The following is a 9,198-nucleotide window of genomic DNA, read 5'->3' on the forward strand; positions in this document are numbered from 1 at the left end:
AGGCGATCTCACCCGCCCCAACCACCTCCACAGAGGCCGATCACCTTACATAACCCCAGCTCAAGCGACTATCCACCAAACACGCAATGGCCCTGGGGCCGGAGGCAGCGACATGGACGGGGCGGCGCCGCGGGAGAGCCAAGGTGCCGACGAAGCGGCGTCCCGGAATAGCACGGTGGCCGGCGGGGAGCCGGCCCTCGCCGCCCCGGCCGCCACGCCGCCCGGAGTGGCAACAGAGGCGGCGCACGCCGCGCGCCGACACCGGGGCGGGATGGAACCTCCACTGCGCGTGGCTGGTCGCCCCGGCGATACTGCTGCTCGTCGCCCTCGATGTCGTCCGTGAGTGCCTGAGAGAAGTCAGGATCGCCCGGGCGGGGCGGTACGCGCAGACCGGGGCGAAATCCGATCTTCGGTCCAGCTCCGTCGATGTGCGCTCGATACGTCGCCCTGCCGCCGTACTCACCGGAACCGCGGCGCGGATAGCGGTAGCGGTCACCCCGGCGACCTCCGACGCCGGTGCGGGCTGCCGGCACGAACCGATCATGCCGGGCGTGCCGTGGACCCCCGCGACCTGGTGTTGACAGCCGACCTCATCCGCTGCACGGAGGTGGTCGTCGTACGCCCGGTCGCGGTTCGGACCCGGGGAATCCGCCGTACGCCTCGGCGGATGGCACGGAGACGCCGCTGTCCGGGCCTTGCGTCGTCGATCTCGGCTCTCGCAGCGGCAACGCCTTCCTCGTCGACCTCGCGCAAATCCCCGACGTCATCACCTTGGCTGGTCCCGCACGGCAGCGGATGCTCCACGCCCTCGCGCGGACGCTGCGGCGCCAGGGAGCCGCCGTCACGTCAGCGATGCGGCGAACGCCTCCGTCCCGGCGGGCGTCCCGGGTGGTCCGGTCGTATGACGAGTTGGCTGGCGATCGGTCGCCAGAATCGACCCAGGTCGTTACCGTACAGCGTCATTCGACCTGCCCCTGATACGCCGGGCGGTCTCGCGGTCAAACCAGCCCACACCGTCGTGCTCATGGGGGAAGACCCCAGACGCGCTCGCTGGTCCATAGACATTCCGGCGGGTCGCCGATAGCCTGCAAATGTTGGATCAGTGACGAACGACCGGCTGGAATCGTGGGTCGCTGAACCCCCGCGCCGACGGCGCGTCGTCTCAGCGAGGAAGTCGGCACGCGTCTAACGGCCAGGAAGAGATCGAATGAGTCACCCCGACAGCTCGGATGACCCGTTCAGGCTGGCGCTGGGCGTCTTCGCGTTGAATGCCCTGCCGGACGACGAGCGTCGGGTGATGGAGGCGCACATCGCGCGTTGCCAGCAATGCCGCACAGAGTACGAGGGCTTCCGGGAGGTAGTTGCAGGCTTGGCCCTGCTCGCGGAGAAGGACGTAAGCCCGCCCGGTGGTGGTGAGGAGCGACCGTCCGCCAGCTGGCCCGCCGCTACTCGGCCTGATCCGCAATGAATCCCCGTTCCAGTAGTGCCGCTCGCAGTGCGCGTAGCGCGTAGAAGGTCCGGGACTTGATAGTCCCCTCGGGAACTCCCAAGATCTCAGCGGCCTCGGGAACGGACCGATCTTGAAAATAGACTTCGATCAACACGTCGCGGAACCGGTCCGGCATGTTCAGCAGGGCCGCGCGAACCTCCTCGCGGTCGATGGCTTCTTCGATCCGGTCGTCCGGATCAGGTCGATCGTCGAGCCGGTGGTCGCCCAGTTCGCTGGGGCGCACCTGGGAGGCGCGTGCCTGGTCGATCGCTATCCGACGCGCCACGGTAAAAAGCCAGGGCCGGCTCCATCCGGCGGGCTCGGCCCGCGCTTCCGGATGGCGCCAGGCCCGCATCAGGGTTTCCTGCAGGATGTCTTCGGCTCGATGCCAATCGCCCCAGGTCAGCCGCAGCAGGAACGCCCGGAGTCCAGGCCCGTGCGCCTCGTAAAGTTCGCGTATCCGGGCATCCGACGCGAGTTCCAGAGACTTCGGCGCAACGGCCTTCGACATCTCGTCCTCAGGCTCCTTGTCCTCCATCGTCATCGGGCGGTCGCAGGTCCGGCCGGCGGGCATCGTCGCAGTGCCACATCTCTCTCATTCCGTCGATGTGTCGCCTCTGGTCTTTGCCATACGAGCCGCACCCGACGGGAGTTCATATCTCTGACCCGAAACCGATCGCCGCTCGAACTACCGGTGACGGCGAAACCGGGAGGAGGGACCGCCTGGCAGGGGGGCCGTACTGATCGCCGTGGCGGAGGCGCTTGGCCGCGACGTGCTGGTCACGTCGGCCGGGGTCGAACTGCGAACGGTCGCGTCGACCGTTGACCCGGCCAGTGACGGCTGAGGACGACGCCCCCGAATGAGCTCCTACCCGTCGATCGGGTGTGGTCGCCCGGTCGATTCCGTTGCGCGGGTTCAGCCTGGCCAATCGGGAAGACTTCGTGACCTGGCGGGAGGACGCCGTCCACTCGGGCCCCGGACATCCCGAATTGATCACGATCGGCGTCCGGGTTGTCGCCGGCAGGTTCCTGATGGGCGACTACTCGGGAGCGACGAGTGCCGTCGATGGCCAGACTGGCAGCCGTGCCTCCCCCGCTGCCGCTTTCGGCGCCGCCGTCAGGCTGTGGCTCGAGTGGCCAGTGGACCCGAGCGAGCAGAGGCGCCTGCGAGCACACCTGCTGGACCTGGCGGACAGCGTTGGCGCCGCGGTGTGGGCACCGCCGCTCGGCGGCCGGGCGGAGATCCTGGAGGGCGTACGCGATCCCGCCGCGCGCTCGCGCGATGGCGGTGTGGCGAAGTGGACGTGCTGTCAGCCGAGGTCGGTTCAATCCGGGCGTTTCGTCACCGACGCCGACGGCCTCGACTTGGGGCAGAAAATTCATGTACCCGGGATCGGCCCGTCGATCGCGAGGGCCCGGGCTTGGTGTTCGACGACGACGCCATGATCCCCGTGGGGCGTTGAGCGCCAGGCCGGATCAACTCGCCCGGTGCGGAGCACCGGCGGCGGCTGTCTGGTGGCGTATCTGAACCGGTGTCCACGTCTCGGCCACCGGTGTCGGCGGGACCACGTTTCGCCGATGGTCGACCTATCGTGGCGGCATGCGTTCACTTGCCTTGCCTATGGTCGGTCGGGATGCCGAGTTGGCGGCGTTGCGGGAGTTGATTTCGGGCCTGGCCGAGGGCCGGGGCGGGGCTGTGTGGGTGGAGGGCGAGCCGGGCATCGGGAAGTCGACACTGATCTCGGCGGCAATAGATGAGGCAGCGCGGTTGGGGTGTGCGGTGTACGCGGGGTCTGCGCCGGAGTTGCTGCCGCCATTTCCGTTGCAGGTGTTGCTGGACGCGCTGCTGGTGGGGCGGGATTCGGTGGATCCGCTGCGGGCGCCGTTAGCGGGGTTGTTGCGGGGGGAGGGTGGGGCGGAGCTGCTGACGCCGCGGGATGTGGCGGCGTTGTTGGGCGAGCAGATCCTGGCGTTGGTGGATCGGTTGTGCTCGGTGACACCGGTGGTGTTGGTGCTCGACGACGCGCAGTGGGCGGACGAGGCGAGCCTGTCGGTGTGGTCGCGGTTGGGTCGCGCCACGGCCCAGGCGCCGTTGTTGCTGGTGACGGCGTGCCGGCCGGTGCCACGCCGGCCGGAAATGGCCGCAACGCGGCGGGACTTCGTTGAGCGGGGGGCGACGGTGCTGCCGCTGGGAGCGTTGTCGGCGCCGCAGGTGATCGAGGTGGTGGGCGGATTGGTGGGCGCGGTGCCGAGTGGGGCGTGGGGCGAGCTGGCCGGGCAGGCGGGGGGAAACCCGCTGTACGTGCGGGAGGTGGTCGATGCGTTGGTCCGGGAGTCGCGGATCAGGGTGGTGGCGGGTGTGGCGGAGTTGACGGGTGCGGGGGAGTGGCCGGGGTCGTTGCCGGAGGCGATCGGGCGGCGGTTGGGGTTCCTGCCGGAGCGGATCCGGTCGGTGCTGGGACTGGCGGCGGTATTAGGGTCCGCGTTCACGGTCGATGATCTGGGGGTGGTGTCTGGGCAGCCGGCCGCCGAGTTGATGACGGTGGTGGATGAGGCGGTGGCTGGCGGGGTGTTGGCGGCGTCGGGGGATCGGCTGGTGTTTCGGCACGGGCTGATCCGGCAGGCATTGTACGAGGGGATGCCGGTGAGCTTGCGGGCGGCGTTGCATCGGCAGGCGGCTCAGGCGCTGGCCGGTGCGGGGGTGCCGCTGGAGCAGGTGGCCGAGCAGTTGCTGGCCGGGCCGGAAACGGCTGACGAGTGGATGATCGATTGGGTGGCCCGGGAGGCGGTGGGGTTGGCCTACCGGGCGCCGTGGGTGGCGGTCGAGCTGTTGAAGCGGGTCCGTGACAGGGTTGACGCCAACCCGCGCCGGGAGCGGTTGGCTGCCGACCTGACGGTCGCGCTGTCGCAGCTTGGCGACAATGAGCAGGTCGAGCAGCTGGCCCGTCCGGTGCTGGCCTTCAGCCGCGATCCGGTGGTGGCCGGTCGGGTCGCCTGGACACTGGGGTACGCGCTGTCGCGCATGGGGCGGTACGAGCAGACGGTCGAGGTCGCCGAGGACACCCTGGAGCGGCCGGGGTTGCCACCGGTCTGGGCCGCCCGGCTGGACGCCCTGCGGGCCCTTTCGCTGTGCGCCCTCGGTCGCCTCGACGAGTCGCGAGCCGCCGCGACGCGGGCCGAGGCCGTGGGGCGCGAGGCCGGTGACCGTCTGGCGGTTGGGTACGCCCTGCACGCCATGGTTACGCTCGAGCTCTCCGAGCGGCGGGACATCGCGGCGTATGCGGCGGCCATCGACCTCGCGTTGGGAGCACTGGGGGACGAGCCGCAGGCCGCCGATCTGCGACTGCTGCTGATGACCAATCACGCTGCTGCCCTGGGCAACCTTGGCCGCTCGGCCGAGGCCGACGACGCCTTCGGCCGGGCCATGGTGTTCGCCGAGCGCGCCGGCACTCCGCCCCGGCTGGCTAATCTGCGGGCGCAGATCGCGGATTACAGCTTCTACCGGGGACGGTGGGACGAGGCGCTGGCCGAACTGCAGGCTGCTGCCGATCTGCCGACCGACATGGCGTATCGACTAGCCGGCCGCGGGGTCGGGGCGTTGATCGCGGTCCACCGCGACGATCGCCCGGCGGCGGAGCAGGAGTTCTCCGGCATCGAGGAGTTGACAAGCCCCGCGAACGCTTTGCGCTTGTACGCCGATCTCGTGCTGGTTGCCTGGGCATTGGCGGCCGAACGTGAGGGTCAGCCCGCCCAGGCGCTGGCGCGCCTGCTGGCCGCGTTCGATCCAGTGGGGGACGGCGAGTTTCCCCAGCTGACCCCGGACGCGCCCATGTGGCTGGCCGACGTGGTCCGCCTGGCATTGGTTCGCGGCGACCATACCACCGCCACCGCTGCGACCCGAGCCGTCGCCGCTGCCGCCGAGCGGCAGGCGCGTCCCTCCACCACCGCTACGGCCGAGCATTGCGCCGGCCTGCTGGCGGCCGACCCCAAGCGAATCCTCGCCACCGCCGACACCTTTCACCGCATCGGCTATCCCCTGTTCGGCGCGCAGGCATTGGAGAACGCCGCCGTGCTGTACGCCGAACGCGGTGACCAGCCCGCGGCGCGGGCCGCGTTCGCGCGGGCGATCGACGTCTACACGTCGCTCGACGCGGCCTGGGACATCATGCGGGCCGACGCTCGCCTACGAGTCCACGGCATCCGCCGCGGCCGCCGCGGACCGCGCCGCCGACCCACCACTGGCTGGGAAGCTCTCACCGAGACGGAACGGAAGATCGCGGACCTCGTCGCCGCCGGCCAGTCCAACCCCGACATCGCGGCCCAGCTGTTCCTGTCCCGCCGTACCGTGGAAACCCACGTCTCGCACATCCTCGCGAAGCTCGGCGGCCATTCGCGGGTCGACATTGCGCGGGAGTTGGCGACTTCGTAGTAGGCACTCCCTTCGAGGAAACCGTCAAGCGAGGACCTCGTACGTCAGCTGATGACGACTTGGTCGACATCAGGTGCGGACGTCACATCGTTGTAGAACATCAACCGCAACGGGCCAGCAGGCAGCGTTGTTGTGAATTCGAACGAGTTCGGCACTTCCCAGCCGCCACCGTTCAGCCACCGCGCGTCGACGTCCACGTTGTTTGCCTTGATCTTGAGTTGTCGAAGTCCATCGGTTTCGTAGGTGACACGTATGGTCCGCAGCCCGGAGCTCGGCAGATTCGCAACGACGATGACCTGCTCGGTTGCTCCGATGTACCCAACCCGTGCGCCGCCCATGCAGCTACCACACCGCACGACGGCGGCGCCCCCGGAGATCTGCGTCGTTGACGCCTCGGCCTCGATGCGTTGGGGCACGAACGGGACCGGCTGGCCCGTCGTCGTCGAAGCCTGGGGAGTGGGTGACTTCCCGACCGGACCTGGCTCCGCAAGTCGGGACGGGGTGGGCTTCGCAGGCGAGGGCACGCGGGTCGCCGGTGTCGCCGATCGAGCTGCCGGACCTGCCGCCGCTGACGGAGCAAAGCTCGCCTGGGTCGGATCCGGTGGCAGGTCGGTAACCGGTTCGACGGGCACCGCCGTTGCCGACGGAAGCGACTGAGGGCCACTCACCCGCGACGGACCGGGTGAAATGGCATTCGCACCGGCGATTGCCAGGGTCAGCACCGCCAGCACACCCGCCACCGGCGGTAGCCGACTGCGCTTGGTCCTCACCCGGCGGTGACCGCGGATGTCGCGGCCGTGCATGAAACTGCTCCAATGCTCCGTCGGCCGGTCGAGCTCCTTCGTCACGCCGCCTCACTCTCAGCTCTTGAGCCGCAGAGCGCCGTCTCCACGCACGCCGCTCATCGCGGGAGCGGCCTGCCGTGAATTGGCCTGCACCTCTCGGCGCCGCTCCGCGTCACATCAATACGTGACGCACCGGTGGCTGGTTCACCGGACGGGCCGGGTGCTTGATCCGCCCCAGGGGTTCGGGGCGGACGGGTGACAGCGGGCGCTATGCCTGACCGGGGCGGCGAGCGCCGTAAGATCGGCCCAGTCCCGCCGCGGTTTGGGTGCTACATGCGATCACCTCGGCGATCTGCAGCGTCTCCGATCGGCGTTTGTGCCTGGTACTGAAATGATCTCAACTCCGTGGGCTGGGCCGCGCTGTCGCACGCTTACGGCTTGGCGGAGGAGGCTCCCGACCTGGGTGGGCTGCAGGCGGCCACCGACGCTCCTGGGTGATGGCCTGCCGCGCGGTGATCGTCGATGCCTTTGAACGCGCCGAAGCCGGCAACGACCGTATCGGTTTCATCGACGCGGCCGGGCGGATGGAGGCGTCGGCCGCCGACCTGGTGCCGGTGCTGCGCCGGCTGAGCGAATGCGGGTGCCTCCGCGCGGCACGCGAGCAACCCCGCGTCGCGGCCGGAGTAATCGATGGTCTGATCCGCGCTAACCTCGGTCTTTCATTTGAGTACGGTTTCGTAGCCGCTTCTTGGTGGGTCCGATTTGCGTGATTGCCGTTGTTTTGGATGCATGTTGAGGACCCGGCGCGGGGCCGGGTTCCTCCGTGTTGCTGGTCGTGGCGTGAAGTCCGGGGTCAGCCGGTGGGCCGGGGTAGCGTGGCGAGTGTGCTGAACGCGCTGGTCAGGGCGTCAGTCCAGGGCCAGTTGGCGGCGATGGCCAGGCGGGTTCGCCGGGCGGTGCGGGTGATCCGGCCCGCGACGTGCAGCAGTCGGTAGCGCAGCTTCTTCGGCTCGGCGGTGGCCAACTCGCCGTCCAGGAGCAGGACCTGGGTCCAGGAGAGCAGGTCGATGCCGGTCAGGGCGAGTTGGAGCCAGGCCTGATTGATCGCGAAGTGCCGGGACGGGAACCGGCCGAAGCCGGTGTTCTTCCCGCAGCGGATCCGGTCCTCGACGCGGGCGTGGCCGCGGTGGCGGGCCTCGAGGAACTGGAGGCTGCCGCTGCCGGGTGGGGTGTCGGTGGCGACGACTTGATGCCGCCAGCCTTCGATGGTGTCGAACAGCGACAGTTGGGCGCCGGGGTGTGGGCGTTCCCGGCGGACGAGGAACCGGGGCCCTCCGGCCAGCCGGTCGGGTCGAACAGGCCGGTGATCTCGCAGACTTCGGCATGCTCGCGCAGGTCACCGTCGGTGTCCACGGCGGGAACCCAGCCGGTCGCGGCCCGGATCGCCGCCCGCACGGCCTCGGTGATCGCGGCACCGACGGAGAACCGGATGTCCAGGTGCTGGTCGCGCAAGGATCGGATGTGGGCGAGGAACCCCTGGCTGGAACCGGCCGAATCGGCGCGGAGCAGGATCGGGGTGCCATACCGATGCTGGTCGGGGATCTGGGCGAGGGCTTGGTCGAGCACGGTGATGTGATCGGCGGTGGTGTTCGAGCCGGCCCGGCCTTCGCGCAGCAGTCCGGCGAGGGCTTCGCCGGTGTTGTCCAGGAAGCAGAGCAACGGGTGGAAGCCGAAGGTCTTCTTCCAGGTGCGGGTCGCCGATTCCTTCTCGGAGTGGCAGAGCACGATCGTCGCGTCGATGTCCAGGATCAGCCCGTCGACCGGCAGGCCAGCCGCAGAGGCCCGCGGCAGGTCACCGCGGGTGTCAGCATGCTGGGCCCAGGCGACCTCGCGGGCTTGGGCCCGGGCGGACCGCAGCACGGCGAGTGTCGCCTCGTCCAGTTGCGACAGCAGCCGCCAGGCGGTCGGGTCTGAGGCGACCGGCCCGAACAGGCCAGCCTGGTTACGCAGCACCGCCAGGTCGGCGATGGCCTCGCCGCCGTCAGCCAGCATCACCGCCAGATCGACGGCGATCCGGCCCGGGTCGTGTCCGCGCTGCCGTTGCCGCAACCCCGCCAGGGCCTGACTGAATGCGCTGGTCAACCCGGTCGCATCAGCAAGGTCGGCGAGCAGCCGGGCACCGGCGTGACCGACCACGCCCCGCCCACCCCCGGTCACCATGATCTTCGGACGTGTTGCGGTAGCCTTCACCCAGCAAGTGCCTTCCGTGACGGGTTAACAGGACTCTCGACAAGCCCTAATTTCCCTGATCAGAAGGCACTTCTCCGTTCTCGGTCCACTCCTTGGACAGCCCTTAACGAAGGGCCGAGGCTAATAGCTGGCAACATGGGGAAACTTTTGCTGTGACTGGTCAGGTGCTCGTCGGCGGGTCGGCTTGACCTGGGGCGTTCGGGTTGGATCATGGTTGGGTGTGCGGAACGCCGTCGATCGTGGAG

General features: G+C 69.3%; 6 protein-coding genes and 1 pseudogene. 4 read left to right on the top strand and 3 right to left on the bottom strand.

Annotated elements, in window-relative coordinates:
- Positions 1–1,207: 1,207 nt before the first annotated feature.
- Positions 1,208–1,468: a zf-HC2 domain-containing protein gene (locus tag AB0G14_RS33900; protein ID WP_357704598.1), complete on the top strand. Its 261-nt coding sequence runs from the start codon at positions 1,208–1,210 to the stop codon at positions 1,466–1,468.
- On the opposite strand, the gene AB0G14_RS33905 is transcribed toward AB0G14_RS33900, so the two are convergent.
- A complete protein-coding gene (locus AB0G14_RS33905) occupies positions 1,446–2,033 on the bottom strand; it encodes a sigma-70 family RNA polymerase sigma factor (RefSeq protein WP_357704600.1) in 588 nt (195 codons plus the stop codon). The genes AB0G14_RS33900 and AB0G14_RS33905 overlap by 23 nt on opposite strands.
- A 398-nt stretch (positions 2,034–2,431) precedes the next feature.
- On the opposite strand from AB0G14_RS33905, the gene AB0G14_RS33910 reads away from it, so the two are divergent.
- On the top strand, positions 2,432–2,935 hold the full coding sequence (locus AB0G14_RS33910) for a hypothetical protein (protein ID WP_357704602.1): 504 nt from the start codon (positions 2,432–2,434) through the stop codon (positions 2,933–2,935).
- Positions 2,936–3,089: 154 nt separating this feature from the next.
- Positions 3,090–5,918, top strand: coding sequence for an AAA family ATPase (locus AB0G14_RS33915; protein WP_357704604.1), 2,829 nt, complete (start codon positions 3,090–3,092; stop codon positions 5,916–5,918).
- Between the two features lie 44 nt (positions 5,919–5,962).
- Here AB0G14_RS33915 and AB0G14_RS33920 read toward each other — a convergent pair whose 3' ends face one another.
- The gene (locus tag AB0G14_RS33920) at positions 5,963–6,766 is read right to left on the bottom strand and encodes a hypothetical protein (RefSeq protein ID WP_357704606.1); all 804 of its coding nucleotides are present in this window, start codon (positions 6,764–6,766) and stop codon (positions 5,963–5,965) included.
- 449 nt (positions 6,767–7,215) lie between these two features.
- Between AB0G14_RS33920 and AB0G14_RS33925 the strand changes: the two genes are divergently transcribed.
- Positions 7,216–7,473 carry a hypothetical protein gene (locus AB0G14_RS33925; RefSeq protein WP_357704608.1) on the top strand — a complete coding sequence of 86 codons (258 nt, stop codon included), beginning with the start codon at positions 7,216–7,218 and terminating at the stop codon, positions 7,471–7,473.
- Between the two features lie 83 nt (positions 7,474–7,556).
- Here the strand turns inward: AB0G14_RS33925 and AB0G14_RS33930 are convergent.
- A pseudogene (locus AB0G14_RS33930) lies at positions 7,557–8,923 on the bottom strand (IS1380 family transposase).
- Positions 8,924–9,198 lie beyond the last annotated feature (275 nt).

It is taken from the genome of Micromonospora sp. NPDC023814 (genome assembly GCF_040639595.1).
Classification (GTDB): domain Bacteria; phylum Actinomycetota; class Actinomycetes; order Mycobacteriales; family Micromonosporaceae; genus Micromonospora.